A 26,385-nucleotide genomic window follows, 5' to 3' on the forward strand; every position below is an offset into this window, starting at 1 on the left:
CCCTCAGAATTGGAAGTAAAGGAACGGCGAGAAACTCTGCGCCGACAGTTTGAGAATCGACGCCACGAACAGCAGCAGCACCGCTGCGCGCATGGCGTAGCGTGGCCAGTCAGCGGTCCAGTAGGCCGGTTGCACGGCAGCGTCACGGCCAACGGTGAAACCTGGCTCGTGGATGCTGCCCGGGTTGTCGCCCGGCACGGCCTTGATCAGGCTCGGGTCGGCCGGCTTGGTTTTCTCGGCAGGGCGGTTGGTGTAGAAGTCGCGCAGGCCGAAGAACGCCAATGTTGCGTACGCCACCACCAGGGTTGCCACCTGCAGGCCGGTGAGGTTGGCGCGGTTGAGTTCCGACAGCGACCACTCGCCGAAGCTGAACATCGCACCGTACATACGGCCGGCGACGTGGAGGTTTTCGGCGCGGAAGATCACCCAGCCCATCACCACCAGCAGGAAGGTGAAGGCCCAGCGCAGGACATTGAAACTGCGCGGTGCGGTGTTGAGGCCGATGGCTTTTTCAATCGCCAGCCACATGCCGTGCCAGGCGCCCCACACGATGTAGGTGATGTTCGCACCGTGCCACAGGCCACCGAGCAGCATGGTCAGGAACAGGTTGCGGTAGGTGGTCAACGTGCCTTTACGGTTGCCGCCCAAGGTGATGTACAGGTAGTCACGCAGCCAGGTGGACAGGCTGATGTGCCAGCGCCGCCAGAACTCGGTGATCGACTGGCTGATGTACGGCTGCTTGAAGTTTTCCATGAAGCGGAAACCCATCATCAAGCCCAGGCCGATGGCCATGTCGCTGTAGCCGGAGAAGTCGAAGTACAACTGCGCGGTGTAGGCCAGTGCGCCGAGCCAGGCATCGCCGGTGGTGGGGTTTTGCAGGGCGAAGCAATGGTCGGCCACCACCGCCAGGGTGTCGGCGATGAAGACCTTCTTGATGAAACCCTGCATGAACCGCGTGCAGCCCTCGGAGAACTTGTCGAGGGTGTGGGTGCGGTTATTGAACTGGTCGGCCAGGTCGCGGAAACGCAACACCGGGCCGGCGATCAGGTGCGGGAAGATCGCCACGAACGCCGCGAAGTCGATGAGGTTGCGGGTCGCCGGGGTATCGCCACGGTACACGTCGATGATGTAGCTGATGGACTCGAAGATGTAGAACGAGATCCCGATCGGCAGCAGCACGTGGGTGAGGATGAACGGCTCCAGGCCGGCCGACTTCATCATCACGTTGATGCTGTCGACGCCGAAGTTGGCGTACTTGAAGTAGCCGAGGATGCACAGGTCGACCACCACGCCGAGCAGCAGCCAGCGTTGGGCCGGCTTGGTGCGCACGCCGGCGGCACCGACCTTGAGGCCGATCCAGTAGTTCCACAGCGTGACGGCGGCGAACAGCGCCAGGAAGTCCACTCGCCACCAGGCGTAGAACACGTAGCTGGCCAACAGCAGCAGCAGGTTGCGATAGCGTTGCCCGCTCAAGTAGTACAAGCCGAGAAAGATCGGCAAGAACAGAAACAGGAACACATTGGACGAGAAAACCATCCCGATCTCTCCATGTTTAACCAACAGTCAAGGGCCAGAGCCCCCCCAAACCCCCCCACGAAAAGACGGGGAGGGCGGTACAACATTCCTACTGACGAAACCGGCTCAAACTGTGGGAGGGGGCTTGCCCCCTCCCACAGTTTTACCGAGTTCGCTCAGGAACCTTTATTGCCTTTCTCATGCGTCGGGTCGTAGACCTTGGTCAGGTCACCCCCGAGGCGGAAGGTCTTGAACGGCTGCATGCCATGCTTGCGCTCGATCACATCCGGGGCGCAGGTGTAGAGGGTGCAGAAGGGTTCGAGCCAGGCGAATTTCATGTCCTGCTTCAAGTCCTTCATGTCCTGCTCCTTGCCGTTCTTCTGTTCGAAGATCTCCGGGTCCTTGACCCCGGCCAGCACTTTGTCGCCCAGGCGCTTGAGCGCGCTGTTGTTTTCCTGGCGCAGGTCGACACCGTTGACCAGGGCAAAACTGGCGATCATCGACAGTGGCGGCAACGCGTAGTTGTGGTACGACAAGGCACGCTGCTGACGCTTCAATTCGTTGGGCAGGAAGCCTTGGTCGTCGACCTGGTTCACGCCAACCTTGTATTCCTTGACGGCCCAGTCAAACAGGTCGCGCCGGTTGGTGGCGACGGACGTTGCCATCACCGACCAGGCGGCCCAGTAGGAGTGGTTGTTGGTTTTTTCCAGCGGCAGGTTGTCCCAGTCGCTCACCACCTGATCGGCCAGTTTGTTGAACCAGGCTTCGATCAGTTGCGATTCCTGCTGGTGGTTGGCCAACGGGTGCGAGTCGGAGAACTTCAGGCGTACATAGGCCGACGCCATGCTGCCCAGGGCCCATTTGCGCATGGACTTGCCGGTGTGGTTGAAGTCCTTGGACATCAACGCATCGGCCTTGGCCCACGACACCAGCCAGTTCAGGGTGCATTCGAGCTGTTCCGGGCGACCGTCGCGCATGAATTGCATCACGCGCTTGCTGGTGTCTTTTTCCAGCTTGGTGATGTCGGCGGTGCTGTCGCGAAAGGCTTTTTCCGACTGCACGTTCAGGGTCGAACGGGCTTTGTCGGAACCTTCGTACTTGCTGCGAAATTGCAGAGGCCCGGTGTAGGGCGTCGGCATGGTGTCGCAGTTTTCCTTGAAGTCGCCGGTCTTGAACGCTTCAATCGGTGCGAAATAGCCCTGGGGCGGACGCAGCGGGGCGGCGGCGTTGACCGAACCGGCGAAGATCGCCAGGCCCAGTAACGATGGAATCCATAACTTCTGCATAAGTAACCTCATTGCCCTGTCGAGGCAGTCTGTTGACCGCCCGCTGGGAATACGTTGCGTGTGCAAATTTTCGCTTCGACCTTCTGCGCGGCAGCGCCCGCTTCGGGGCCCTGCACTTCCACGGCCAGCAAGTTCTGCGAGGCCCAGTCTTCATCGGTGCGCAGTTCAAAGGCGAAACGCCCGTCTGTTTCGGATGTTTCGGGTTTCTCGATCTTGATGTCCTCGTGGCGCCCGTTCATGTACCAGAGGGTGGCTTGCAAGGTTTTCACCGACGGGTCGGCGAAGCGGATATCAACCTGGTGATTGGCATTACGCAGGTCTTTGTTCGAACTGTTAACCAGCAATTCGTTCTTGCCGGGTTTCAACGAGGTGCTTGCACTCATCTGCGCGGTCTTGCCTTCGCAGCCGTTGTCGAGCAGCGCCATCATCTGGCGGTAGATGGTCTCCTGGTCCAGGCGATACAGCGGCGAGAACTCCCAGATCAGGATTTTCGGCGGGCTCTTCTGGAATTCGTCGCTGCCCAGGTACTGGATCATCGAGCCTTCCAGGCCACCGCCGGGGAAGGCGACGTTGAGGATGTCGGCACCGATTTCCTGTTCCAGGAACCCGGCAAAGTTGTAGTTCTTGCCACTGTGGCTGGTGCCCACCAGGGTGATCTGCGGGTTGCCCGAATCGCCGAACAGGTCGCCGTCGCCGGCTTCGCCTTTCGGCTCGGTGGTGAACTGGTCCATGTACTGGATCGCATAGCTGGTGCCGCACAGTTGCCCGGCCATGTTGTGCAGGGTGCCGGTCTTGCCCATGCGCCCGGAGCGTTTGGTCTCGAATTCGCGCTTGGGAATCTCGGCATATTCAGGCATCTGCTTAACCTTGGCCGCGACGATTTTCGCCGTGCGCTGGGCGCCGTACGGAGTCCAGTGCTGGTCGCCGCGGAAGTAGAAGTCGTGGGCCGGCAGTTCGTCCGGCAGTTGCTCGTTGGTCAACGGCGACAGGTCCGGCACCACGTAGCCCATCTTGGCGAAACGGCCGAGCATGGTTTTGTAGTTGCCCAGGGCCTTGTCGAAATCGAACGAGGCTTTTTCTGCGGGGTTGAGCTTGTTGCGGTTCACCAGGCCACGGGTCGGCTGGTAGACCACCACCAGTTCCACGCCCTTGGCCTTGAACGCGTCGTGCAGTTGTTGCATGCGCTTGTAGCCGGCCGGGCTGGTGTCGAATTCGGTGCGCAGGTCTTCCTGGGTACGGAACAGCCAGTCGCCCTGGGCTTGGACCAGGGTGGTGAAGTTCTGCTGGTAGCGCGTGGTGTAGTTCTTCGCGTCGTGGGCGGCCGGGCACAGGCTGCAGCACGGTTCGGCGGTGAAGGTCGGGGCCTTGATTTCGTCGGCGCGCACGCCCTGGCTGGCTGCGAGCAGGCCGAGGGTCAGACCCGAGAGGCTCAGCAGTTTGATCATGTGTGGGTGCATAAGGGTCATCCTCAGTCCTGCATTTCGGTCTGGCGTTCGACAGGGTCGATCAGCACGGCTTTCTGCTGGCGCACCAGCAGGTCGAGAATTTCTTCCTGACGATCGCCCAGCACGCCGGAGAAGCTGATGCCGCTGGATTTGGTCGGCGCCAGCATCGATACGCGGTACAGCTCGATACTCAATGGCGAGTCGATGGACAGCGGCCCGCTGCCGTTACCCGCCAGTTCACCGCCGACCACGATCAGCGAGACCTTGGCGTCGAAGGGGTCGAGGGCGATGTCGCGGTCGGTGTCGGTCAAATCCTTGATGTGGCCGTACACGCCGGTCAGGCCGTTGGCCATGGCGGTGTTCTCGTACAGCTTGATGTTCACGCTGTTACGTATGCGGATGCCGTGGCGACGGTTGCTGATCACTTTGTTGCCCCACAGCAGGTTGTCGCCGCTCTCATAGAGGGTGATGCCGTCGGTGTGGTTGCGGTAGATCTCGTTGTCGGCGATCAGGTTGTTCACGCTGTTACGGTCGATCACCAGGCCCGAAAGCTTGTTGTCGTAGCTGCGGTTGTTGAAGATGAAGCTGTCGTTCACCTCACGGGAAATGATGATGCCGTGCTTCTTCTTGGTGCCGTAGACGGTGTTGTCCGCGATGATCAGGCCGTGGGAACGGTCATGGGGGTCAATGCCGTAGACGATGTTGTCTTTGTAGGTATTGCCCTTGATCACGAAGCCCGTGGTCTCGTAGCAGTAGAAGCCGTACCACATGTCCGAGAACTCGGAATCGATGATCCAGCCGGTCGGCTCAGGGCGCTTGAGCACTTTGGCCATGTTCGGCGTGTACTGGGAAATACTCACCCCGTACGACTTACTGTTGGCATAGCCGAAGCTGGCCATCTTGGTCTTGGAGACGTAAGTCTCGGTGCCGCCCCAGGCCAGCAGGAACGGGCGGAATTCCTTGGGCGACTTGAACAGCGCCGGGCCATTGGCCTTTTCGCTCCAACCGGTGATTTTGGTGTCACGCACGAACAGTTGACCGTCGTTGATCAGGAACGAACCGCCTTCCTGGGACAGGCGCAGCTCCTGGGTGTTTTTATCGATGTCCAGGATGCCCTTGCGGCCGACCACGATCGGCAACTTGGCGAGGAACACGCCCGGCGAGGTTTCGCTGAAGTACTGCTTGGGCACTTTGCCGAGTAGGTCCTTGAGGTTCATGTAACCGTCGTCGACAAAGATCGCCTGGGGAATGCCGTGCTGGCGCACCACCCATTCGGCCATCTTGTTGTCGCCGCCGATAAAGTCCTTGAGGGCGTCTTCCTGCATCATGCGGCGGATGCTGATCTTGCCGGGCTTGGTGCGTACGATCTTCTTTTCCATGGCTGCGGCGGTGTAGCCCGACAGGTCCGGCAGGGCTGGCTTGGCCATTTCCAGCGGCGCGGTCGGCGGGCTGGAAATGGTGTAGGTCTTGGCCTGTTGCAGTTCCTTGGCGATGGTCGGCGCCTTGGCCGCCGTATCGGCAAACGCTGTGGCACTGGCCATCAGCATTGCCGCGACGAGTAGGCTTTGAGCATTCATTGCGCAGGCTCCCATCAGAATTTCCAGATCACGTCGACAAACGCGCGGTGCATGTACGAGTCGACCTGGCTGCCGTAGGCATCACCTGGCTTGAACACACCGGCACGGAAACGCACCAGGGCCGACGGCTCGTCGATCGACTGGCTGAGTGCGGCTGGCAGCAGGCCGGTCTTGAAGTACTTGGTGACGACCAGGTCCATCTCCTGGCCCAGGTCTTTCTTGCCGTCTTCAAGGGGCAGGGAAGTGCTGGACAGGATCGCGCCGGTGACGTCATCGGTGTTGTTCTGCACGGCGTCGATGCCGTTGCTGCCGACTGGCTTGTTGCCGTCGACGCGCCAGAACTTGTGGTACACCAGGCTGGCGTCGTAGTCCTCGCGCAGCTGCCAGGAACCGAACAGGCTCATGGACTGCATGTTGTTCATCTCGCCGCGAAACGCTTCGCCGAAACGGTGCACGCGGGACTGGGTACCGGTCCAGTTCGAACGGTTGCTTTGCAGGCCGTTCTGCTCGTACTCGGCACTGGCGCGGGAGTAGGCCGCGCCCACTTGCCACTGCGGGTCGAGGCGCAGGCGGATGCCCAGGTCGGTGGCCCAGCCACTTACGTCATCACTGCGTTTGGCTTCTGTCGGGCGGGTGCCGTCGGCGTTCAGGGCATTGACCGAGTCGCGGTCGCCTTTCATGCCGGTGATGCTGGCCCAGTAGTTGACGGTGTTGGTGTTGCGCCAGTTGTAGGCGTCGCTGTTGGCTTCGATGCCGAGCCAGGTCAGGTCGCCGTTCTCGCGCTTGTCCAGGGAGTCGGTGGCGACGCCCGGTTCCGGGTAGTCGAGCTTGCCGTTGTCATGGGTGTGGTGGCCACGCAGGCCGATCCACTGGCCCGGCGTCCACTGGTAGGACGCGTCGGCGTAGAGGTGTTGACGGTCCTTATCCTTGGGCGACAGTTCCTTGAGGTCGGTACGGTATTCGCTGAAACGTTCGGCGACGCCGACGTTGGCCTTGAGCAGGGTGGTGTCGAAGGTCCAGTTCAGCGCTTCGATGTTGGTGTCGCGCCATTGGCCGTCGTCGTTACGCAGGCGTTGGCGACCAAGTTTGAGGATCTCGCCGGGGTAGGGCGTGAAGCCGCTGTAGCCGACCCAGAACTCGCGCATGGCCAGGTAGTTTTTCTTGGTCTTGCGGTCGTTGTTGGTGGTTTGCTGGTTTTCGTCATCCGCCGACTGTTGCAGGGTGTCGGTCTCGATGATGTCGCTCGAAGCAACCGCCTGGCCCATGGCGTAGGCGCTCCAGTTGCCGCTTTCGCCGTAGATCCACGGGCGCAGGTCGAGGCCGATGCCGTTGACGTCGCCGCCTTTCTGGGTGCCGAGGTCGCGGTCATCTTCGGACTGCGCGGTGGCTTTGACTTCCAGGCCGAAATTCTTGGCTTCGGTCAGCGCGGCCAGGGTCGGGCACGACCACAGCAGGGCGAAGGTCAGGCCGATGCCGGCCTGCACGAATGGATTGAGCTTCATAGGGATTCCTCGCCGTCTTCTTCTTCCAGGGCGTGCAGTTGCAGCGTGCTCTGGGCCAGGGTGCCGCGGGCGGCCAGTTCCTGTTGCACCAGGCGTTGGCCTTGGGCGCGTTGTTCCGGTGTGAGCGGGGCTTCGAGCTGCGTGGCCAGGTCATTGGCCTCTGGCGTGCCCTGGGCTTTGGCCAATTGGCTGAAGACATAGGCATTCAATGGGTCGGGCTTGGTGCCCTTGCCTTGGGAAAACAATTGGGCGATGGCGAAGTCGGCGCTGTTCTGGCCGTTGCGCGCAGCGGTCAGCAGGTGGTCCAGGGCTTTTTGCGAATAGACCTGGCCCAGGTAACCACGGCGGTAGATCTGGCCGAGGTAGTAGTCGGCAGCCACTTCGCGGCCCACGGCTTTCTGGAAGTGCGCTTCAGCCGCCTTGGCGTCCGCCGGCACCCACTTGCCTTCGTAGTAGAGCTTGCCCAGCAACAGCTCGGCGCGCGGCTGATCGGCGGCGCGGCCGTTGTCCAGGTATTTCATCATCTGGTCGACGTCGCCCAGTTCGGGGAAGTCGTAGAGCAGTTGCGCCAGGCTGACCCAGGAAGCCGGGTAGCCGGGGGCGATTTTTTCCAGCAGGGCCTGGGCGGTTTTCTCGTCGGTCTTGCCCAGCGTGGCGTCGCCCAATACGCGGGCGACGCTGTCGACGCGTTGGGCGGTGACGGTGCCGCGGCTGTAGCCGGCTTCCATCTGCTTGAGCAGTTCGGCCTGTTTTTCCGGCTGGGCTTTTTTCTGGTAGACCGTGGCCAGCTCGACATAGCAGATATCGGTGGTGTTCAGCGCGGCCTTGCAGATGCGCTCCACATCATCCAGATGCTGGTCGTAGGTGTCCTGGGTGCGATACAGCAGGACCTGGGCCAGGCCGGCTTCCGGGTAACCGGCGGCCTGCCACTTGCTGATCTGCTGCTGGGCATTCACGTTGGGGAAGCTGTGGGGGTATTGCAGGTACAGCATCGCCAGCGGGATCAGGGTGTTGCCTTCGCCATTGGCAAAGGCTTTTTTCAGCAGGCCTTCGGCTTCATGGTGTTCGGCTTCGGTGGAGCCCGGCTTGGCCACCAGCAGGCGACCGAGGCGGGCCTGGGCGCGCGGCGAGGTATCCGCCGCGGCACGGTAAGTGGCCTCGGCCTGTTTGATTTGCGCCGGATCGCGGGTGCCTACCTGGATATCGGCCAGGCCCACCTGGGCCTCGCTGTAACCCAGTTCTGCCAGTTGCTGGTAATTCTGCTGCGCGGTGACGGTGTCGCCACGCTTGAGCGCTTCATTGGCCAGGCGTTGGTCGGGCAGGCCGGCGCAACCGGCGAGGGCGATGGCCAGCGCCAGGGGCACCGGCAGGGTTCGAAGGGCGCTCATGATTAAAGACCCGCAGCCATGGCTTTATCGATCAGCCAGTTCAGGGATGGGCCACGGTCGCTGGTCACTTCCACCGGGCGGCCGGCGTAGGCGCTGTCCAGCGGGGCGTCAGGCTTGATCTGGACGCGGATGTCGGAGGACAGGTCGGCGCTGTTCAGGCTGGTGCTGCTGACGATGGTGCCGGTGCGGGTCTGTTCTTCGTCGGCCACCTGGAAGCTCACCGGGGTGCCTGGGCGCACGTCACCGAACTGGCGATAGGTAAAGCGAGCTTCGACGTTAGCCTGGCTGCCGCGTGGCACCAGTTGGAAGATCACGTCGCCTTTGCTGGCGTACTGGCCGTCGGCGACCAGTTGCTGGGCGACCACGCAATCGCACGGCGAGGTGAGGGTGCCGGTCATTTGCTTGCCGAACAGCTCTTCGACCTTGGCCGGCTGCAGCTGGTCTTCGTCCAGGTGGCCCTTGAGCACATCCAGCATGCTGGTGCTGAAGGTCGCCAGTGGTGCACCTTTGGCCGCCACCGCGTCACCTTTGAGCAGGCTTTGCACGGTGCCGTCGCGGGGCATGGTCACGTTCATGCCGGGCACGCTGACCAGGCCCGCCTGGGCGTGGCTGACGAAGTACATGCCGTACACCGATTTGAACACGAAGCCGAAGGCTGCCAGGCCGACGAGGAAGATCGCCAGGCTGAACGTCACGGCGCGCAGGCGACCGAAGGCGCTCATGTTGCTGCCGCCATCCTTGACCTTGCGCGCCTTGGTGAAGTTGTCGCGTTGCAGGGTCGCCAGCACGTCACCCATGGTCACGATGTCGCCCGACAGGTGCGAGGTGATCAGGTGGCGCAGGGTGGAAATATCCTGGGCGTCGAGGTTCTGGAACTGGCAACCGGTGCGGCCGGTCTGGCGGTCGTAGGAGCGGATCTGCAACTCGACATCCATGGCCAGGCCGAGGTTATCGATGACGAACTGCAGGCGACCCTTGTGTACTTCACCCACGGTCAACGGCTGGGTAGCGGTGAACGCCAGGCCGCCGGCGGACAGGTCGATCACCCGCGCTTCGGTCTGGGTGCGGTCAGTGTTGAAGAAGCGCAGCTTGGCCGGGATTTTGACCCGGGCATGTTGGCGCTGGGCTTCGGACTCGTGGACAACGTTGGCGTTTACTTGGCTGTTCATGACGGTGTAATTCCTTGGTTAATTCAGGCTTGGCAGGGTCAGACCATCATCAGCAACACGGCAACGAAGATGCTGCCGGCGGAGAAGGTCATGGTCCGAGACGACCAGGTGTTGAACCAACGTTGAAAGCTGGCCAAATCGCGGGTCAGTTTGGTGTCCTGGCGGGTCCAGGACTGTTGATCAAGGCGGAAGAACACGTAGATCTTCACCAACGCGCCCATGATCTGGTTGTAATAGAGAATCGCCGGGTAAGCCGGGCCGATCTTGTGGCCGGAGCACGACAGCAGCAGCGTCAGGATCAGGCGGGTGATGCCGATCCACAGCAGGTACGCGAGGATGAACGCGCCGCCGTACTTGAAGGTGGCGATGATTGCCACGGTCAGGCCGAGCAGGGAGGTCCACATCGACACGCGCTGGTCGAACAGCACGATGCTGGTGAACAGGCCCAGCCGACGCACACCCAGGCCCAGGGCACGGGAGTTCTGGCGCAGGTTGTTGCCGTACCAGCGGAACATCAGCTTGCGGCTGGCTTTGATAAAGCTCTTTTCCGGCGGGTGTTCCACGGTGTGGATCGCCGCATCGGGCACGTAGAAGGTGTCGTAGCCCAGGCGCATCAGGCTGAACCAGCTGGACTTGTCGTCACCGGTGAGGAACTTGAAGCGGCCCAGGCGCCAGTGTTGCAGGGAGTCGCTTTCCACGTCGGCGATAAAGCCCGGGTCCGTCACGACGTTGGCGCGGAACACCGACATGCGGCCGGTCATGGTCAGCACGCGCTTGGACAGGGCCATGGAGCACATGTTGATGTGGCGCTGGGCGAAGCGCAGCTTGTGCCACTCGCTCATGATGTAGCCGCCGCGCACTTCGCAGAATTCGTTGGTGGTCAGGCCGCCGACGTTACCGAACAGCTGGAACCACGGCACGGTCTTGCGCACCACGCCTTCGGCGAGCACGGTGTCGCCATCGATCACGGCAACCACGGCGCGGTCGTCCGGCAGGTGGCGGGAGATGGCGCGGAAGCCGAAGGCCAGGCCGTCGCGCTTGCCGGTACCGGCGATACGCACGAAGTCGAGCTTGACGTGATCCGGCGGGTTCATGCGTTCCCAGAGGCTCTTGACCAGCAGCTCATCGGACATTTCCACCAGTGAACAGACCACGGTGGTGGGGAAGCCGCATTCGATGGCCTCGCGAATCACCGAGCTGTAGACCTGCGCGGTGGTCAGCGCATCGATACGGAAGCTGGTAACCATCAGGAACACGTGGGACGGGTCGGCAGCCTTGCCCAGCTTGCGCACTTTACGGCGCAGGTGCGGGTAGACCACGTACAGGAACAGCATGCCGCGAAAGAAATGCGTAGCACCCATCGAGTAGCGCCAGATACCGACGGCGCCAATCAGGAAAATAAAATTCTTCGACTCGGAGTCGAACGTACTCGCCGGCAACAGCAGGGCGAGACCCATCAGCAGGCTCAGAAAGAACAGCCAGCCGGCGGATTGGAGCAGTACGTGTTTTAACTTGGACATAAGCGTCATCCGAAGGTGAAGAAGGCTTCGAGCTGCAAGCGCTGGGGATTGGTACGCCTGCAGCTCGAAACTTACCGTTGCTGTTACCAGCAAATGCCTTCGGTGCGACCGGTCGTACAGGTCGCCTTGGACATGAAGCCCACCAAGTCGATCACTTGCTTGCCGTGCGGTGCGTTCTGCGCCAGGGCACGGAACTTCTCGTCGCGGTTGCCGAGGATGATCACATCGGAGTTGTTGATCACATCATCGAAGTCCGAGTTGAGCAGGGACGACACGTGGGGGATCTTGCCTTCGATGTAGTCCTTGTTCGCACCGTGGACACGGGCGTACTCGACGTTGCTGTCGTAGATGCTCAGGTCATAGCCCTTGCCGATCAGCATTTCCGCCAGCTCGACCAGCGGGCTTTCGCGCAGGTCGTCGGTACCGGCCTTGAAGCTCAGGCCCAGCAGGGCGACTTTGCGTTTGTCGTGGCCGGCGACGATGTCGAAGGCGTTCTGCACCTGGGACTCGTTGCTGCGCATCAGCGAGTTGAGCAGCGGCGCTTCCACGTCCAGGGAACTGGCGCGATAGGTCAGGGCGCGCACGTCTTTAGGCAGGCAGGAGCCGCCGAACGCGAAGCCTGGGCGCATGTAGTACTGGGACAGGTTGAGGGTCTTGTCCTGGCAGACCACTTCCATCACTTCGCGACCGTCGACGCCGACCGCCTTGGCGATGTTGCCGATCTCGTTGGCGAAGGTGACCTTGGTGGCGTGCCACACGTTGCAGGTGTACTTGATCATCTCGGCAACGGCGATGTCCTTGCGGATGATCGGGGCGTCGAGTTCTTCGTACAGCGACTGCAGGACATCGCCGGAGGCTTTGTCGAACTCGCCGATAACGGTCATCGGTGGCAGGTCGTAGTCGGCGATGGCGGTGGATTCGCGCAGGAATTCCGGGTTGACCGCAACACCGAAGTCGACGCCGGCTTTCTTGCCGGAGCAGTCTTCGAGGATTGGGATCACCACGTTGGCGACGGTGCCCGGCAACACGGTGCTGCGTACCACGATGGTGTGGCGGGTGGTCTTGTCACGCAGGACAAAACCGATCTCGCGGCATACCGATTCGATGTAGTTGAGTTCCAGGTCGCCGTTCTTCTTGCTCGGCGTACCGACGCAAATCATCGACAGGTCAGTATCACGGATGGCGTCGGCGAAGTTGGTGGTGCCGCGCAGTCGACCGTTTGCGATGCCCTGGCTCAACAGTTCGCCCAGACCCGGCTCGACGATCGGCGATTTGCCGGCGTTGATCAGGTCGATCTTTTCCTTGGAGATGTCTACGCCGACCACTTCGTGGCCACGGGCAGACAGGCAACCGGCACACACTGCGCCAACGTAACCCAAACCAAATATGCTGATGCGCATCGCAATTACCTCTGTATTTAAATCATGCCATTAGATGGCCGGAGTTCATGTTTGCAAACGTCACAAATGCCGCGAAAGTTGGGCGAATAGACGCCGACTTACCGCGTACAGGCATGTTGAATAACGAGTGACTAACTATTGCACTCAAGTTGTGCGCAACTTGGCCTTGTTATTGGGGCCTGCCCTGAAATGCAGCCAGCCTTCCTGGGAGAAGGGCCTGGCGCCAGTGCCGCAGGGCCTTGATAGAGGCTGTAAGCCTTTACATATCAATGCCTTGGGTTGTCTCACTGACCCATTAGGGTAAGCACAGCCTTGGCCTTATAGTTCGTGGCAATGGATCCTTATCGCCGCTCTCAACTAATCGGTTGGTAATGTGACCACTGAGTCAAAGTTGAATATGACAACTTTGCTACTTCCGTTGGTCCGCGTTGTAAGTCATCTCCTACAGGAACAGAGAATTTCGTTACCGGTGGTATGAGCGGCGCTTCAGGACGAAGTTCCTGGCCGCTCATCCTGTTTCCCGAAATTTCTTGAAATATAGGCAAAGATGGCACTGGTACTATATTGATAGCACTTGCTATTTGGGCCAGTAGTTACAGGTAGTTGGCGCGAAGGGATAGTTTTGTGCCACTAGTGTTTTAAAAAAGTGGTGCCACTACGAAAAAATTTTGGAAATGTCGAGTGAAAGAAATGTTAGGGATGTGTCGTAATATTTTTTGACGTCAAATAAATGACGATTCTTGGTGTGAAGCGCGGACAAAATGTGGGAGGGGGCATGCCCCTCCCACATTTGGATTTCATTGTCTGAAAGAGGCTGGTAAGGCCTTATTCCGGTGCGTGATCGCGCAGGAACACCAGATTGTCCGGCTTGGACTGCTCCGCATTGAAGCGGTAACCCTGCACATCGAACTGCTTGAGCCTGGCCGGATCGTTGATGCGCTCTTCGATCACGAAGCGGCTCATCATGCCCCGGGCCTTTTTCGCGTAGAAGCTGATGATCTTGTACTGGCCGTTCTTCAGGTCCTTGAACTCGGTGTTGATGATCCGCGCGTTCAGGGCCGTGCGCTTGACCGCCGAGAAGTACTCGTTGGAGGCCAGGTTGAGCAGCACGTCGTCGCCTTGTTCGGCCAGGGCTTCGTTCAGCCAGTCGCTGATGCGCGTGCCCCAGAAGGCGTACAGGTCCTTGCCACGCGCGTTGGCGAGTTTGGTGCCCATCTCCAGGCGGTACGGCATCATCAGGTCCAGGGGGCGCAGCAGGCCGTACAGGCCCGAGAGCATGCGCAGGTGGTCCTGGGCGTAGCTGAAGTCGGCATCGGTGAAGGTCTCGGCGTTCAGGCCGGTGTACACGTCGCCCTTGAACGCCAGCAAGGCCTGCTTGGCATTCTCCGGGGTGAAGGCCGGGGTCCAACTGCCGAAGCGGGCGGCATTGAGGCCGCCGATCTTATCGGACACGTGCATCAATTCGCTGATCTGCGCCGGGCTCAGCTCGCGCAGTTGCTCGATCAGCGCCTGGGAATGGTCCAGGTACTGTGGCTGGGTAAAGCGCTGGGTCACCGCTGGGGTCTCGAAATCGAGGGTCTTGGCGGGGGAAATCACCATCAGCATGAAGTCGTCTCCTGTAAATCGTGCGGGGATTCTAGGGGCTTGGGCGTTTTGACTCCACCTATGATGGCGATAGGCGCGATCCGCTATGATGGCCGGTGACTCTGGAGAGGGAGACCCTGCGTGCGAATAGCGCTTTTATTGTCGGCGTGCCTGCTGTGCCTGAATGCCCAAGCGGCGCCGGTGGATGTAGCCAGCCTGGACCGTGGCACCTGGCCGGAAAAACTCAGCAGCCCGGCGCTGTTCGATGTGGCCTCGCGTGCGGAAATCCTGATGTTCGCCCACAGCCTGCTGGCCAGTGAATCCCTGGATGAAGCTGCACTCAAGCAGCGCCTGGGCTTGAAGATCATCAACCTGGCCGCCATCGACGACCTGCGTCGCGAGCTTTGGCAGCGGTTGTTGGAGAACTACACGTTCGCCCAGCAGAGCTGCGAAGTCGACGCCTCGTTCTGCTACCTGGTGGAGAACATGGACGATCTGCGCGAGCAGGCCGGCAAGCTGGCGATCAGTGAAGACTCCTTCTATATAGGCTGGGCCGCACCCAGCCATGCCTTCCATGAGCGTTATCTGGACGAACTGCTGCGCAAGGCCGCGCTGTTTCCTCAGATCAGCAGCGAAGTCGCGCGCTTTGGCGACCATGAACGCAACGGCGACGAGTTCAACGACCGCCTGTTCCTGCTGACCTTCGACGGCGGTCCTGCACCGGTCAGCGGCAACACCGACTGGCTCGCCGACTACCTGCGCAAGCAGAAGATGAACGCCACCTTCTTTGTCCTCGGCAGCAGCCTGCAAAACCGTGTGGAGCGTAGTTCCGCCGCTGAGGTGGAGGCGTTGTACCAGGGCCAGTGCGTCGGCACCCAGGGCTGGCAGTACCGTTCCCACAGCCATTGGGTGGACTGGCAGAGTTCCATCACCCGCAGCGCGCAGTTGGTGCAGAACCTGATGCCGGAAAACTACGTACCGCTGTTCCGCCCGCCTTACGGGCAGCGGCGCGCCGACAGCCAGGGGTTCTTCCAGTCCCAGGGCTTGCAGGTGGCGTTATGGGACATCGATTCCCAGGACGAGCCGGGCAAGCTCAAGGCCGATGAGTCGGCGCAACGGGTGCTGACGTTGATGCTGTTGTGGCGCAAAGGCGTGATTGTGTTTCACGACACCCAGGACAAGGCGCGGGTGGCATTGCCGATGTTGCTGCAGGCAACGGCGCAGAGTGGGCTGGGTTGGCAGGACTGCCGGGAGGCGTTTCGTTAAAAGGATGAAGTGCCCGGCCCTGTTGGGTGCGAGGCATTTTTACGCTGATTTTGTGCGACATTTCGATGCAGGCGGACTTCCGACTTTAACGGTGCGTGGGGCACTCGGCTAGTGCTATTCGTCATCCTGAAAAATAAACTTCAAAAAAGCGTCAAAGTACTTTTTCCTGTCATGGGTTTTGCGGTATTACGAAGTCAGATCGCCGAAACCTGCAACACAGGTGGCGTCTTCCAAGACTCCTCATGTGGGCACTGCGCTTGACGTCACTCAGGTGCAGTCGGTGGTCGAATCGAGGCGCAGCACTGTTGTGGTATTGCGTCGACTGGCTCCCACAAAGGTGACCGAGTATGGATGATCATGGACGTAACCCTTCTTCCGACCAGCCAATCCTTTATGTGCTTGATACCAATGTACTGATCCACGATCCAAACGCACTGCTTAACTTCGAAGAACACCACGTCGCCATCCCGATGATCGTGCTTGAGGAGCTCGACAAACTCAAAAGCGGGCACCACAGCGTGGCTGCCGAGTGCCGCCAGGCCATCCGCCTGATCGACAAGACCCTGGGCGAAGCGTCACCCGAGGACGTTGAGGTCGGCGTGCCGATCCAGCGCGGCAAAAGCGGGCCCAAGGGCTTGCTGTCGATCCTGATGAGCAAGCGCAGCGAGCCCAACAGCCTGCTGCCGGAAAACCTGAACGACAACAAAATCATCAACCAATTGATCGATCTGCACGCTCGCGACAAGGACCTGCGCGTGGTGCTGGTGACCAAAGACATCAATATGCGCCTCAAGGCACGAGCGTGTGGGATCGCTGCCGAGGACTACAGTACCGACCAACTGGTCGACGACGTGTCGATGCTGTCCCGTGGTTATCACATGATGACCGGCTCGTTCTGGGACCGTGTCAGCAAGGTCGAAACCCGTCAGGACCATGGCCGTACCTGGCACCAGGTACAACTGATCGACAACCTGCCGGCCGTGCATATCAATGAATTCATCGTCGACGAACAGGGCTTCGTGGGCTGGATCAAAGAGATCCAGGTCGACAAGCTGCTGATCCTCGACCTGCATCAGGAACCCCTGTTGCACCAGGAAGCCTGGGGCCTGAAACCGCGTGATATCTACCAGAGCCTGGCGCTGTATGCGCTGCTCGACCCGGACATCCACCTGGTCAACCTGACGGGCGCTGCCGGTTCCGGTAAAACCATCCTCGCCCTGGCCGCCGCCATCGAGCAGACCATGGTGACCAAGCGCTATCGCCGCATCATCGCCACCCGCTCCGTGCAGGGTCTGGACCAGGAAATCGGTTTCCTGCCCGGCACCGAGGCGGAAAAAATGGAGCCGTGGCTGGGGGCGATCACCGACAACCTCGAAGCCTTGCACATGGATGACGAAAACACCCATGGCAGCGTCGACTACATCCTCAGCAAAGTGCCGTTGCAGTTCAAATCCCTCAACTACATCCGAGGTCGCAGCTTCCAGCAGAGCCTGATTTTGATCGATGAATGCCAGAACCTGACCCCGCACCAGATGAAAACCATCATCACCCGTGCCGGCGCCGGTTCCAAAGTGGTGTGCCTGGGTAACCTGGCACAGATCGACACCCCTTACCTGTCCGCGACCAGCTCCGGGCTGACCTACCTGACGGAACGCTTCAAGGATTTCCCGAACGGCGTGCATATCGCGCTGCAAGGGGTGCCTCGCTCGATTCTGGCTGAATACGCAGAGTCGCACCTGTAACCGTTGGAGCGGCGGTGCGTCGCACCGCTGCTCCCACATTTATTGCGTGTTGGGTTTACAATCGCCGCTCCTGATCAGGAGTATCCCTGTGCTGACTCATCTCGATTCCCAAGGTCGCGCCCATATGGTCGACGTCACCGACAAGTCCGTGACGTTCCGGGAGGCGGTGGCCGAAGCGCGGGTGCGCATGCTGCCCGAGACCCTGCAAATGATTGTCGACGGCGTCCACCCCAAGGGCGACGTGTTTGCCGTGGCCCGTATCGCCGGGATCCAGGCGGCGAAAAAAACCAGTGATTTGATCCCCCTGTGTCACCCGCTGATGTTGACCGGAGTCAAGGTCGAACTGAGTGCCGATGGCACAGACTCGGTGCACATCGTCGCGCGCTGCAAGCTGTCCGGGCAGACCGGCGTGGAGATGGAAGCGTTGACGGCGGCCAGCGTTGCCGCGTTGACCATTTATGACATGTGCAAGGCGGTGGATCGCGGCATGACCATCGAAAACATTCGCCTGCTGGAAAAGCTTGGCGGTAAGAGCGGGCATTTCAAGGCGGATGGACAATGAGCATCAACGTACTGTTTTTCGCGCGTTACAGCGAAAAAATAGGCCTGGATTCACTTGAGATGGAAGGCGACTTCGCCACGGTCGATGCCGTGCGCCAGGCGTTGGCCGCTGATCCGGGCTTTGAAGTGCTCAACGAAACCAGCTTGATGTGTGCCCGCAACCAGGAGTTGTGCGCTCTCGACGAGCCGTTGCAGGCCGGTGATGAAGTCGCGTTCTTCCCGCCCGTGACCGGAGGCTGAACATGGCCATTCGTGTACAGGTCGAACCGTTTGACCCCGGTGCCGAGGTCAACGCGATGCACGCGGCGAATGTGGGCGTGGGCGCGGTGGTGAGTTTTGTCGGCTATGTGCGCGATTTCAACGAGGGCCGAGAGGTGTCCGGGATGTTCCTCGAACACTATCCGGGCATGACTGAAAAAGCCTTGGCCAAGATCGCCGTCGAAGCCGAGCAACGCTGGCCGCTGCTCAAGCTCGAAGTGCTGCATCGTATCGGTGCGCTGGAGCCTGGCGAGCCGATAGTGTTCGTGGCCGCCGCCAGTGCCCATCGCCAGGCCGCGTTTGATGCCTGTGCGTTTGTGATGGATTACCTGAAAACCCGTGCGCCGTTCTGGAAGAAGGAAAATACCCGTGAGGGTGCGCGCTGGGTGGAAGGGCGGGACAGCGACCACGCTGCGGCGGATCGCTGGAAATAACCAGCCGAACACTTAACCAAATGTGGGAGGGGGCTTGCCCCCGATAGCGGGGTGTCAGTCAATTTATGTATCGACTGATCCACTGCTATCGGGGGCAAGCCCCCTCCCACATTTTTATCGCATTTCAGCTTACGGGCGTTTGCGCTCTACAGCCCGCAGCAAGTGCGTCGGCGGTGTCTCGCAGCTGATCTTGCGGCCCAGCAAGGTTTCGATCGACGGCAACTGATACGAGTCATCCTCCCCGGCAAAGCTGATCGACACACCCGCAGCCCCCGCACGGCCGGTACGGCCAATGCGGTGCACGTAGTCGTCCGGCACTTCCGGCAGGGTGAAGTTGATCACGTGGCTGATGCCGTCGATGTGAATCCCGCGTCCGGCCACGTCGGTGGCCACCAGCACGCGGATCTTGCCTTCGCGGAAGCCTTCCAGGGTCTTGATGCGCTTGTGTTGCGGCACATCGCCCGACAGTTGCGCGGCATTCACGCCATCGCGCACCAGGCGTTCTTCGATGCGACGCACTTCGTCCTTGCGGTTGGCGAACACCATCACGCGCTCCCAACCGTTGTCGTTGACCAGGTTGTAGAGCAGCTTGTACTTGTCGGCACCGGCCACGGCGTAGATGTGCTGTTCGACGTTTTCGCTGGCGACGTTCAGCGCTTCGATTTCGACGATGGACGGCTCGGTGGTCCACTGCTTGGCGAGGTTCATCACGTCTTCGGTGAAGGTCGCGGAGAACAGCAGGGTCTGGCGTTCGTTTTTCGGCGGGGTCTGACGAATGATCTGGCGCACTTGTGGGATGAAACCCATGTCGAGCATGCGGTCGGCTTCGTCCAGCACCATCACTTCGACCATGTCCAGGTGCACGTCGCCGCGCTGGTTGAAGTCCAGCAGGCGGCCGGGGGTGGCCACGAGGATGTCGCAGTGGCGGGCTTCGAGGTGCTTGAGCTGCTTGTCGAAGTCCATGCCGCCGACGAACGTCATGACGTTGAGGCCGGTGTACTTGGTCAGGTCGGCGGCGTCCTTGGCGATCTGCACCACCAGTTCACGGGTCGGCGCGATGATCAGCGCACGCGGTTCACCCATGTAGCGTTCTTTCGGCGGCGGCGTTTGCAGCAGCTGGGTGATGATCGAGATCAGGAACGCGGCGGTCTTGCCGGTGCCGGTCTGGGCACGACCGATGGCATCTTTGCCGGCGAGGGTAAAGCCCAGTACCTGCGCCTGGATCGGCGTGCAGTACGGGAACCCCAGGTCCTGGATGGCGTGCATCAGTTCCGGGGCCAGGTCGAAATCGTGGAAGCGGGTCTTGCCTTCCTGGGGCTCGACGACGAAATCCTCGAGTTTCCACGGGATCACCGGCGGTTTGGGCGCGCGTTCCCGGCGAGGCTTGGGGGCGGGTGTGGCTTGCGTCTCGGGTTTTGCCTGTTCGGGCGGTGTCACCGTCGGCGTCTTCGGCTGGGCGACAGGTGCAGTCCGGCCTGGCTGTTGACCGTCATTGCGGCTGCCGGAGGAGGGGACAGGAGCACTGGGAACAGGCGCGAGCGGCTCAGCCTCGCTTTTGCCGAACATCTTCTTGAGTGCTTTGAGCACGGTGATCTCATTAATTGGTTAAGGAATGTACGCCGGCCAGTGTAATGCAAGAATCGGGCGCGGCGTAGTGCGTCTGTCATACGGCTACATAAACGTGGGGTTCAGCCCAGGCGAGCGGTCAACCAAGTCCCTATATCGTGTATCTCCTGAGGTAACACTTCGTGGCCCATTGGGTATTCCTGCCATGTCACGGTGACACCACGGGTTTTCAGATGCTCGTAGGCGCTGCGGCCCATGGCGTTCTGTACCACCTCGTCGTACTGGCCGTGCAGGCATAGCGTTGGAATGCGTTGTTGGCTGGCCGACAATTCAAGCTCATCGCTGAAGGTGGGCGCGTAGGTGGAGAGGGCGATGACGCCGCCCAATGGCCCCTCCCAATTCAGGAATGCGGTGTGGAAGACCACGGCGCCACCTTGGGAAAAGCCCGCGAGGAAAATTCGCGAGGCGTCTATTCCGGTTCTCTTCTGTGCTTCGATCAGATCGGTCAGCATTTTTGCCGACACTTCCAGCTCCTCCAGGCTGATCGAGCGGGCCGGGCTCATGGCCTTGATGTCGTACCAGCTGGGCATCTCGTAGCCACCATTGATCGTCACCGGACGGGTCGGTGCCTGGGGCAATACAAAGCGGGTGGACAGCAAGCTTTCCTGCAATGCCTCGGCCACCGGCAGGAAGTCGTAGCGATCGGCACCCAGGCCATGCAACCAGATGACGCAGGCGTCTGCGGGCTTGGCGGGCTGAAGAATCAAGGGTTCGGTCATGTCTGCTCCATATATGTGCGTGCGCTCCGATTGGGTGCGTCGGAACGGTGCGCGACAGGTTGATCTGTTAAGAGAATGTCGCAAGGTTGAATCTTTTTCTATTGACCAAGGGCTGAAACGACTCAGCCGCCACTCTGGTACGCGCCTTGCTATGTGTATGTCGATGTCAGAACTTTCCCTGGACGGTAACACTATCAGTGACTGCCGCTTCTGGGATAGCCGCTGGAATTACCGCGAAAGCCTCATGCCGCTTGACCCCAAAAAAAGCCAACACGGGTCGATATCGCCTCATAAGGGTGCGCTGAGGTTGGAGCTTCGACACAACAAGAGCAACTGGAGGTTTGAATGAAGGTATTGAAATCCACCCTGGCCATCGTTAGCGCGGCGGCTGTACTGGGTGTCAGTGGTTTCGCCCACGCTGGCGCCACTCTGGACGCCGTGCAGAAGAAAGGCTTTGTGCAATGTGGCGTGAGTGACGGCTTGCCGGGCTTCTCGGTACCGGATGCCAGCGGCAAGATCCTCGGGATCGATGCTGACGTTTGCCGCGCCGTGGCCGCTGCCGTTTTCGGCGACGCCACCAAGGTCAAATTCAGCCAGTTGAACGCCAAGGAGCGTTTCACCGCGCTTCAATCCGGCGAAGTCGACATCCTGTCGCGTAACACCACCATGACCAGCTCCCGCGATGCGGGCATGGGCCTGAAATTCCCGGGCTTCATCACTTACTACGACGGCATCGGCTTCCTGGTTAACAACAAGCTGGGCGTTAAAAGTGCCAAGGAACTGGACGGTGCAACCATCTGCATCCAGGCCGGTACCACCACCGAGCTGAACGTTTCCGACTACTTCCGTGGCAACAACCTCAAATACACCCCGATCACCTTCGACACCTCCGATGAAAGCGCCAAGTCGCTGGAATCCGGCCGTTGCGACGTACTGACCTCCGACAAGTCCCAACTGTTCGCCCAGCGCAGCAAGCTGGCCTCGCCAAAGGACTACGTGGTTCTGCCGGAAACCATTTCCAAGGAACCGCTGGGCCCGGTCGTGCGTAACGGCGATGACGAGTGGCTGGCCATCGTGCGCTGGGTGGGCTACGCCATGCTCAACGCTGAAGAAGCCGGCATCACGTCCAAAAACGTTGAAGCTGAAGCCAAGTCCACCAAGAACCCGGACGTTGCGCGTCTGCTCGGTGCTGACGGCGAATACGGCAAAGACCTGAAAGTGAAGAAAGACTGGGTCGTACAGATCGTCAAGCAAGTCGGTAACTACGGTGAAGTGTTCGAGCGCAACCTGGGCAAGAGCACCCCGCTGGAAATCGACCGCGGCCTGAACGCGCTGTGGAACAACGGCGGCATTCAATACGCACCGCCTGTGCGCTGATCGCTGATGGTTCTGTCACCCGGTGGGCCAACCGCCGGGTGATGTTCTGTTCCATTCTTTCCGGGGCACTTCATGCAAAAACAAATCGGCGCACCAAATCGGAAGCTCAGCTTCAGCGATCCCAAAGTGCGTGCGTGGCTCTTCCAGATCATCACGATTGTGGCGGTGATCTCGCTGGGCTGGTACCTCTTCGACAATACCCAGACCAACCTTCAGCACCGGGGCATTACCTCGGGTTTCGACTTTCTTGAGCGCAGTGCCGGCTTCGGCATCGCGCAGCATTTGATCGACTACACCGAATCGGACAGCTATGCCCGCGTCTTTGTGATCGGGCTGCTCAACACTTTGCTGGTGACCTTTATTGGGGTGATCCTGGCGACCCTGCTGGGCTTCATCATCGGCGTAGCGCGCCTGTCTCCGAACTGGATGATCAACAAGCTGGCGACCGTGTATGTGGAAGTATTCCGCAACATTCCGCCGCTGCTGCAGATCCTGTTCTGGTACTTCGCGGTGTTCCTCACCATGCCGGGACCGCGCAACAGCCATAACTTCGGCGACACCTTCTTTGTCAGCAGCCGTGGCCTGAACATGCCGGCAGCGCTGGCCGCTGACGGGTTCTGGCCGTTTGTGGCGAGCATCGTGGTTGCCATCGTGGCAATCGTGCTGATGGCGCGTTGGGCCAACAAGCGTTTTGAGGCGACCGGCGTACCGTTCCACAAGTTCTGGGCGGGCCTGGCGCTGTTTATCCTGATCCCGGCATTGTGTGCCTTGATCTTCGGTGCGCCGCTGCACTGGGAAATGCCAAAGCTTTCAGGTTTCAACTTTGTCGGCGGCTGGGTACTGATCCCTGAACTGCTGGCCCTGACCCTGGCGCTTACCGTGTACACGGCAGCGTTTATCGCCGAGATCGTGCGTTCGGGCATCAAGTCCGTCAGCCACGGCCAGACCGAAGCTGCGCGCTCCCTGGGCCTGCGCCCTGGGCCGACGCTGCGCAAGGTCATCATCCCGCAAGCCCTGCGGGTGATCATTCCGCCGCTGACCAGCCAGTACCTGAACCTGGCGAAGAACTCGTCGCTGGCCGCCGGTATCGGTTACCCGGAAATGGTTTCGCTGTTTGCCGGCACGGTGCTCAACCAGACCGGCCAGGCCATCGAGGTTATTGCCATCACCATGAGCGTGTACCTGGCGATCAGCATCAGCATTTCCCTGCTGATGAACTGGTACAACAAGCGCATTGCGCTGATCGAGCGGTGAGGAAACGCACATGAGTTCGCATACTTTCAAACCTGATATGCCGCCGCCGAGCAAAGTCTTCGGACCGATGGCCTGGATGCGCGCCAACCTGTTCTCCAGCTGGCTCAATACCTTGTTGACGCTGTTGGCGTTTTACCTGATCTACCTGGTGGTGCCGCCGATCCTGCAGTGGGCCATCCTCGATGCCAACTGGGTCGGCACCACCCGCGCCGACTGCACCAAGGAAGGCGCGTGCTGGGTGTTTATCCAGCAGCGCTTCGGGCAGTTCATGTACGGCTACTACCCCGGCGACCTGCGCTGGCGTGTGGACCTGACCGTGTGGCTGGCCATCGTCGGCGTGGCGCCGTTGTTCATCTCGCGTTTCCCACGCAAGGCGATCTATGGCCTGAGCTTCCTGGTGCTGTACCCCATCATCGCGTACTTCCTGCTCCACGGCGGGATCTTCGGGCTGACCAATGTGGCGACCAGCCAATGGGGCGGCCTGATGCTGACCCTGGTCATCGCCACCGTCGGCATCGCCGGTGCCTTGCCTCTGGGCATTGTGCTGGCGCTGGGGCGGCGCTCGAACATGCCGGCGATTCGTGTGGTCTGCGTGACCTTCATCGAGTTCTGGCGCGGCGTGCCGTTGATCACCGTGCTGTTCATGTCCTCGGTGATGCTGCCGTTGTTCCTGCCCGAAGGCATGGGCATCGACAAGCTGCTGCGGGCGTTGATCGGCGTGATCCTGTTCCAGTCGGCCTACGTGGCCGAAGTGGTGCGCGGTGGCTTGCAGGCGATTCCCAAAGGTCAGTACGAAGCGGCCGCGGCGATGGGCCTGGGTTACTGGCGCAGCATGGGCCTGGTGATCCTGCCGCAAGCCCTGAAGATGGTGATCCCTGGCATCGTCAACACGTTTATCGCGTTGTTCAAGGACACCAGCCTGGTGATCATCATCGGCCTGTTCGACCTGCTCAATAGCGTCAAGCAAGCCGCCGCCGACCCTAAATGGTTGGGCATGGCCACCGAAGGCTATGTGTTTGCCGCCCTGGTGTTCTGGATTTTCTGTTTTGGTATGTCGCGCTATTCCATTCATTTGGAACACAAGCTCGACACAGGCCACAAGCGTTAGGAGTTGATGTTATGAGCGAAGCGATCAAACAGCCTGTGAGCCCTGAAGGCATTATCCAGATGCAGGGCGTCAACAAGTGGTATGGCCAGTTCCATGTGTTGAAAGACATCAACCTCAACGTCAAGCAGGGCGAGCGTATCGTGCTGTGCGGCCCGTCGGGTTCGGGCAAGTCCACCACCATCCGTTGCCTCAACCGCCTGGAAGAGCACCAGCAGGGCCGCATCGTGGTCGATGGCGTGGAGCTGACCAACGACCTCAAGCAGATCGAAGCGATCCGCCGTGAAGTCGGCATGGTGTTCCAGCATTTCAACCTGTTCCCGCACCTGACCATCCTGCAGAACTGCACGCTGGCGCCGATGTGGGTGCGCAAGATGCCCAAGCGCAAGGCCGAGGAAATCGCCATGCACTACCTGGAGCGTGTGCGCATCCCGGAGCAGGCCCACAAGTTTCCGGGGCAGTTGTCCGGCGGCCAGCAACAGCGCGTGGCGATTGCCCGTGCCCTGTGCATGAAGCCGAAAATCATGCTGTTCGACGAGCCGACCTCGGCCCTCGATCCGGAAATGGTCAAGGAAGTGCTCGACACCATGATCGGCCTGGCCGAAGACGGCATGACCATGTTGTGCGTAACCCACGAAATGGGCTTCGCGCGCACCGTGGCCAACCGCGTGATCTTCATGGACAAGGGCGAGATCGTCGAACAGGCGGCGCCGAATGACTTCTTCGACAACCCGCAGAATGACCGGACCAAGCTGTTCTTGAGCCAGATCCTGCATTGATCGATGCCTGAAAAAATAAACCCGGCCTGGCCGGGTTTATTTTTGTCTGTTCAGGAGGCCTTGAGCGCCTCCTGCCCTGTGTTCGCGGTATGGGTGAAGCCCCGCAGGTCAGCGCCTTCGGCCAATACCCTGGCGTCGGCGAGCAGGTGAGGGTAACGGTCCAATAGTCGCATCAACAGAACCAGTGGCTTCGGTGGCAGGAGCTCACCGCGTTCATAACGTGAAAAAGCGTTGTGACCGCCACCGGACAACAGTTGCACGGCTTCTTTCTGCGTAAGGTGCAGCTTGCGACGGATGCGTTTCATCTCGTTGCCGATCATTGTCCGCGCGGTGCGGACCAGTTCATCGCTGGCGGCGCTATAGCGGTCGGAGCTGTCAGGGTCATGCATGCCGTCGCCGCACAGTTGGCATTCCCAGCCAGACAGGTCATCGACACGCCGTTCCATACCGTTGACACGGAGGGTTTCGCTGCGGCTTTCGAAGCGCGTCATGGCGTCGGGTGCACCGCAAATGAAGCAATGTTGAGTGTTCATGAGCTCTTCTTCTTGAAGGAGATCACTGGAGGGTTACCGGCTGTGCAGTAAGTGACCTTGATGTAAATCTCCAGACCGTGTGAATTGATGTGGTACACGTCCTGCCACACCCGGTGATCGGCATACGTGGTCATCGATTTGTACAACATCCTGTTTTGTAGTTCGAAAACGACCTCTTGCATCTCCTTGATATTCAGGCCGAGCCGCGCGCCTGTTTGCTTTGCTGCGAGCGTAAATGCCCGGCCTCCAAGCCGCCTGACATCCGCCTTGATCACCGCCAGATCGTAATGAGGTGTGTACTTTTCCATAAGACACCTGAGCCGAATAATTACCCTTTGAGGGTAA

The 26,385-nt window shown here is 60.3% G+C and carries 23 protein-coding genes; 9 read left to right on the plus strand and 14 right to left on the minus strand.

Going from position 1 to position 26,385, the window contains the following annotated elements; all coding sequences use genetic code 11:
- Window positions 1-3: 3 nt before the first annotated feature.
- The 10 genes from BB029_RS06375 to yaaA all read right to left on the minus strand — a co-directional run bounded on the left by BB029_RS06375 (window position 4) and on the right by yaaA (window position 14,407).
- On the minus strand, window positions 4-1,536 hold the full coding sequence (locus BB029_RS06375) for an MBOAT family protein (protein ID WP_065938586.1): 1,533 nt from the start codon (window positions 1,534-1,536) through the stop codon (window positions 4-6).
- Between the two features lie 155 nt (window positions 1,537-1,691).
- On the minus strand, window positions 1,692-2,801 hold the full coding sequence (locus BB029_RS06380; RefSeq protein WP_083236343.1) for a mannuronate-specific alginate lyase: 1,110 nt from the start codon (window positions 2,799-2,801) through the stop codon (window positions 1,692-1,694).
- A gap of 8 nt (window positions 2,802-2,809) precedes the next feature.
- The gene (locus BB029_RS06385; RefSeq protein WP_065938957.1) at window positions 2,810-4,258 is read right to left on the minus strand and encodes an alginate O-acetyltransferase; all 1,449 of its coding nucleotides are present in this window, start codon (window positions 4,256-4,258) and stop codon (window positions 2,810-2,812) included.
- An 11-nt stretch (window positions 4,259-4,269) separates the two neighbouring features.
- Complete coding sequence (gene algG, locus BB029_RS06390) at window positions 4,270-5,838, minus strand: mannuronan 5-epimerase AlgG (protein ID WP_065938588.1); 1,569 nt, start codon at window positions 5,836-5,838, stop codon at window positions 4,270-4,272.
- On the minus strand, window positions 5,838-7,325 hold the full coding sequence (locus BB029_RS06395; protein WP_065938589.1) for an alginate export family protein: 1,488 nt from the start codon (window positions 7,323-7,325) through the stop codon (window positions 5,838-5,840). The genes algG and BB029_RS06395 overlap by 1 nt, the downstream gene beginning before the upstream one ends.
- A complete protein-coding gene (algK, locus tag BB029_RS06400; protein WP_027604727.1) occupies window positions 7,322-8,713 on the minus strand; it encodes an alginate biosynthesis TPR repeat lipoprotein AlgK in 1,392 nt (463 codons plus the stop codon). The genes BB029_RS06395 and algK overlap by 4 nt, the downstream gene beginning before the upstream one ends.
- A 2-nt stretch (window positions 8,714-8,715) precedes the next feature.
- The gene (locus tag BB029_RS06405) at window positions 8,716-9,882 is read right to left on the minus strand and encodes an alginate biosynthesis protein Alg44 (RefSeq protein WP_065938590.1); all 1,167 of its coding nucleotides are present in this window, start codon (window positions 9,880-9,882) and stop codon (window positions 8,716-8,718) included.
- 38 nt (window positions 9,883-9,920) lie between these two features.
- Window positions 9,921-11,402, minus strand: coding sequence for a mannuronan synthase (gene alg8, locus BB029_RS06410; protein ID WP_161985711.1), 1,482 nt, complete (start codon window positions 11,400-11,402; stop codon window positions 9,921-9,923).
- Window positions 11,403-11,485: 83 nt separating this feature from the next.
- A complete protein-coding gene (locus tag BB029_RS06415) occupies window positions 11,486-12,802 on the minus strand; it encodes a nucleotide sugar dehydrogenase (RefSeq protein WP_065938591.1) in 1,317 nt (438 codons plus the stop codon).
- Between the two features lie 825 nt (window positions 12,803-13,627).
- Window positions 13,628-14,407, minus strand: coding sequence for a peroxide stress protein YaaA (yaaA, locus tag BB029_RS06420; RefSeq protein WP_065938592.1), 780 nt, complete (start codon window positions 14,405-14,407; stop codon window positions 13,628-13,630).
- A 120-nt stretch (window positions 14,408-14,527) separates the two neighbouring features.
- Between yaaA and BB029_RS06425 the strand changes: the two genes are divergently transcribed.
- The 5 genes from BB029_RS06425 (at window position 14,528) to moaE (ending at window position 18,647) form a co-directional block, all read left to right on the plus strand.
- The gene (locus BB029_RS06425) at window positions 14,528-15,652 is read left to right on the plus strand and encodes a polysaccharide deacetylase family protein (RefSeq protein WP_065938593.1); all 1,125 of its coding nucleotides are present in this window, start codon (window positions 14,528-14,530) and stop codon (window positions 15,650-15,652) included.
- 347 nt (window positions 15,653-15,999) lie between these two features.
- Window positions 16,000-17,394 (plus strand): PhoH family protein, encoded by a 1,395-nt coding sequence (locus tag BB029_RS06430; RefSeq protein WP_005785025.1) that lies wholly within the window; start codon window positions 16,000-16,002, stop codon window positions 17,392-17,394.
- A gap of 88 nt (window positions 17,395-17,482) precedes the next feature.
- The gene (moaC, locus tag BB029_RS06435) at window positions 17,483-17,956 is read left to right on the plus strand and encodes a cyclic pyranopterin monophosphate synthase MoaC (protein WP_065938594.1); all 474 of its coding nucleotides are present in this window, start codon (window positions 17,483-17,485) and stop codon (window positions 17,954-17,956) included.
- The gene (moaD, locus tag BB029_RS06440; protein ID WP_065938595.1) at window positions 17,953-18,195 is read left to right on the plus strand and encodes a molybdopterin converting factor subunit 1; all 243 of its coding nucleotides are present in this window, start codon (window positions 17,953-17,955) and stop codon (window positions 18,193-18,195) included. The genes moaC and moaD overlap by 4 nt, the downstream gene beginning before the upstream one ends.
- A gap of 2 nt (window positions 18,196-18,197) precedes the next feature.
- Window positions 18,198-18,647 carry a molybdopterin synthase catalytic subunit MoaE gene (moaE, locus tag BB029_RS06445; RefSeq protein WP_027604719.1) on the plus strand — a complete coding sequence of 150 codons (450 nt, stop codon included), beginning with the start codon at window positions 18,198-18,200 and terminating at the stop codon, window positions 18,645-18,647.
- Between the two features lie 129 nt (window positions 18,648-18,776).
- Here the strand turns inward: moaE and rhlB are convergent, their stop codons facing one another.
- Both rhlB and BB029_RS06455 read right to left on the minus strand, forming a co-directional pair.
- On the minus strand, window positions 18,777-20,240 hold the full coding sequence (gene rhlB / locus BB029_RS06450; RefSeq protein WP_168166801.1) for an ATP-dependent RNA helicase RhlB: 1,464 nt from the start codon (window positions 20,238-20,240) through the stop codon (window positions 18,777-18,779).
- Window positions 20,241-20,335: 95 nt separating this feature from the next.
- Window positions 20,336-20,992: an alpha/beta hydrolase gene (locus BB029_RS06455; RefSeq protein ID WP_027604717.1), complete on the minus strand. Its 657-nt coding sequence runs from the start codon at window positions 20,990-20,992 to the stop codon at window positions 20,336-20,338.
- A 345-nt stretch (window positions 20,993-21,337) separates the two neighbouring features.
- Between BB029_RS06455 and BB029_RS06460 the strand changes: the two genes are divergently transcribed.
- From BB029_RS06460 to BB029_RS06475, 4 genes are all read left to right on the plus strand, one after another.
- Complete coding sequence (locus BB029_RS06460; RefSeq protein ID WP_065938597.1) at window positions 21,338-22,369, plus strand: amino acid ABC transporter substrate-binding protein; 1,032 nt, start codon at window positions 21,338-21,340, stop codon at window positions 22,367-22,369.
- 72 nt (window positions 22,370-22,441) lie between these two features.
- Window positions 22,442-23,623, plus strand: a complete 1,182-nt coding sequence (locus tag BB029_RS06465; RefSeq protein ID WP_065938598.1) for an amino acid ABC transporter permease — start codon at window positions 22,442-22,444, stop codon at window positions 23,621-23,623.
- Window positions 23,624-23,633: 10 nt separating this feature from the next.
- The gene (locus BB029_RS06470; protein ID WP_065938599.1) at window positions 23,634-24,731 is read left to right on the plus strand and encodes an amino acid ABC transporter permease; all 1,098 of its coding nucleotides are present in this window, start codon (window positions 23,634-23,636) and stop codon (window positions 24,729-24,731) included.
- 11 nt (window positions 24,732-24,742) lie between these two features.
- On the plus strand, window positions 24,743-25,507 hold the full coding sequence (locus BB029_RS06475) for an amino acid ABC transporter ATP-binding protein (RefSeq protein ID WP_003171943.1): 765 nt from the start codon (window positions 24,743-24,745) through the stop codon (window positions 25,505-25,507).
- Window positions 25,508-25,557: 50 nt separating this feature from the next.
- On the opposite strand, the gene BB029_RS06480 is transcribed toward BB029_RS06475, so the two are convergent.
- Together BB029_RS06480 and BB029_RS06485 are read right to left on the minus strand one after the other, a co-directional pair.
- Window positions 25,558-26,040: a type II toxin-antitoxin system MqsA family antitoxin gene (locus BB029_RS06480; RefSeq protein ID WP_065924223.1), complete on the minus strand. Its 483-nt coding sequence runs from the start codon at window positions 26,038-26,040 to the stop codon at window positions 25,558-25,560.
- A complete protein-coding gene (locus BB029_RS06485) occupies window positions 26,037-26,348 on the minus strand; it encodes a type II toxin-antitoxin system MqsR family toxin (RefSeq protein WP_027604712.1) in 312 nt (103 codons plus the stop codon). The genes BB029_RS06480 and BB029_RS06485 overlap by 4 nt, the downstream gene beginning before the upstream one ends.
- Between the last annotated feature and the right edge of the window lie 37 nt (window positions 26,349-26,385).

Origin of the sequence: Pseudomonas sp. S3E12 (genome assembly GCF_001702295.1) — a bacterium.
Taxonomy (GTDB): domain Bacteria; phylum Pseudomonadota; class Gammaproteobacteria; order Pseudomonadales; family Pseudomonadaceae; genus Aquipseudomonas; species Aquipseudomonas marginalis.

Bases quoted from the DNA above. Each gene is read 5' to 3' on its own strand.
- BB029_RS06375 (WP_065938586.1), bottom strand. From the start codon at position 1,536: ATGGTTTTCTCGTCCAATGTGTTCCTGTTTCTGTTCTTGCCGATCTTT.
- BB029_RS06380 (WP_083236343.1), bottom strand. From the start codon at position 2,801: ATGCAGAAGTTATGGATTCCATCGTTACTGGGCCTGGCGATCTTCGCC.
- BB029_RS06385 (WP_065938957.1), bottom strand. From the start codon at position 4,258: ATGCACCCACACATGATCAAACTGCTGAGCCTCTCGGGTCTGACCCTC.
- algG (WP_065938588.1), bottom strand. From the start codon at position 5,838: ATGGGAGCCTGCGCAATGAATGCTCAAAGCCTACTCGTCGCGGCAATG.
- BB029_RS06395 (WP_065938589.1), bottom strand. From the start codon at position 7,325: ATGAAGCTCAATCCATTCGTGCAGGCCGGCATCGGCCTGACCTTCGCC.
- algK (WP_027604727.1), bottom strand. From the start codon at position 8,713: ATGAGCGCCCTTCGAACCCTGCCGGTGCCCCTGGCGCTGGCCATCGCC.
- BB029_RS06405 (WP_065938590.1), bottom strand. From the start codon at position 9,882: ATGAACAGCCAAGTAAACGCCAACGTTGTCCACGAGTCCGAAGCCCAG.
- alg8 (WP_161985711.1), bottom strand. From the start codon at position 11,402: ATGTCCAAGTTAAAACACGTACTGCTCCAATCCGCCGGCTGGCTGTTC.
- BB029_RS06415 (WP_065938591.1), bottom strand. From the start codon at position 12,802: ATGCGCATCAGCATATTTGGTTTGGGTTACGTTGGCGCAGTGTGTGCC.
- yaaA (WP_065938592.1), bottom strand. From the start codon at position 14,407: ATGCTGATGGTGATTTCCCCCGCCAAGACCCTCGATTTCGAGACCCCA.
- BB029_RS06430 (WP_005785025.1), top strand. From the start codon at position 16,000: ATGGATGATCATGGACGTAACCCTTCTTCCGACCAGCCAATCCTTTAT.
- moaD (WP_065938595.1), top strand. From the start codon at position 17,953: ATGAGCATCAACGTACTGTTTTTCGCGCGTTACAGCGAAAAAATAGGC.
- moaE (WP_027604719.1), top strand. From the start codon at position 18,198: ATGGCCATTCGTGTACAGGTCGAACCGTTTGACCCCGGTGCCGAGGTC.
- BB029_RS06455 (WP_027604717.1), bottom strand. From the start codon at position 20,992: ATGACCGAACCCTTGATTCTTCAGCCCGCCAAGCCCGCAGACGCCTGC.
- BB029_RS06460 (WP_065938597.1), top strand. From the start codon at position 21,338: ATGAAGGTATTGAAATCCACCCTGGCCATCGTTAGCGCGGCGGCTGTA.
- BB029_RS06465 (WP_065938598.1), top strand. From the start codon at position 22,442: ATGCAAAAACAAATCGGCGCACCAAATCGGAAGCTCAGCTTCAGCGAT.
- BB029_RS06470 (WP_065938599.1), top strand. From the start codon at position 23,634: ATGAGTTCGCATACTTTCAAACCTGATATGCCGCCGCCGAGCAAAGTC.
- BB029_RS06475 (WP_003171943.1), top strand. From the start codon at position 24,743: ATGAGCGAAGCGATCAAACAGCCTGTGAGCCCTGAAGGCATTATCCAG.
- BB029_RS06480 (WP_065924223.1), bottom strand. From the start codon at position 26,040: ATGAACACTCAACATTGCTTCATTTGCGGTGCACCCGACGCCATGACG.
- BB029_RS06485 (WP_027604712.1), bottom strand. From the start codon at position 26,348: ATGGAAAAGTACACACCTCATTACGATCTGGCGGTGATCAAGGCGGAT.